Source organism: Vibrio sp. 1727 (assembly GCF_033344415.1).
In the GTDB taxonomy this organism is placed as follows: Bacteria; Pseudomonadota; Gammaproteobacteria; order Enterobacterales; family Vibrionaceae; genus Vibrio; species Vibrio alginolyticus.
In genome coordinates, this window is record NZ_JAWPOT010000145.1 from 1 (window position 1) to 864 (window position 864).

Annotated in this window: 1 protein-coding gene; it reads right to left on the minus strand. The window is 48.8% G+C overall.

The features are described 5' to 3' along the window. Positions 1 to 851: uridine diphosphate-N-acetylglucosamine-binding protein YvcK (yvcK, locus tag R8O10_RS24410; RefSeq protein ID WP_318191843.1), on the minus strand; the 851-nt coding region annotated here is incomplete at its 3' end. Positions 852 to 864 lie beyond the last annotated feature (13 nt).

Here is an 864-nt window from a genome sequence, read left to right on the forward strand (position 1 = left end):
TCTCGGTCGTGACGCCAATCTCGGTTGGTTGAGGCTAATGATTCGGTAACGACGTTCCATTGTTCCAACACTTTCTGGTCCGTTTCTTCGGCAAGGACGACATCGATTCTTCGTCCTTGGCACGCACGTTCACACCATTCCAACTTTTGCGCCATCGACATTCGACCTGCTGGGCCGTATTCAGGGCTGAGGTTAGCGACGAATATCACCTTCGCTTTTCGGTTTGCAGCAATGGCTTTGCCCAGCTCAGGCAATAACAATGGCGGCATAATACTGGTGAGGAAACTGCCTGGGCCAAGAATGATTGCATCGGCTTCAGCCAGAGCAGTAACGGCTTCTTTAGAGGCTGGAACTTCTGGTGAAAGATCTAAGCGACGTAAGTCGGTTTCCATCTCATCCACATTGGTTTCACCTGTGACCCATTGACCGTTCACTGAAAGTGCAGACAAATCCGAAGGGTGCTCTGACATTGGTAGAATATTGACATCAACCTTAAGCATGTTTCGGATCAGATTGATTGCATCCAGCGGTCGAACCGACAAGTTATCCAATGCTGTTAGCATCAAATTGCCAAGGTTGTGGCCGTCCAGCTCTCCCGTACCTTTAAAGCGGTATTCGAACATCATCGAACTGATAGATGGTTCAGTGATTAGCTGGTTGATGCAGTTTCTGGTGTCTCCCCAAGCGATGCCACCTTGGCAGTGACGAATACGCCCAGTTGAACCACCATTGTCGGTTGTGGCAACAATGCCCGTAGCATTGCTGCCAAAGTCTTTTAAAGCGGCTAACATTCGACCTAAGCCATGACCACCGCCAACAGCGACCACTTTCTTATCCGTATAGATATTCATTACGTTCTTCTAA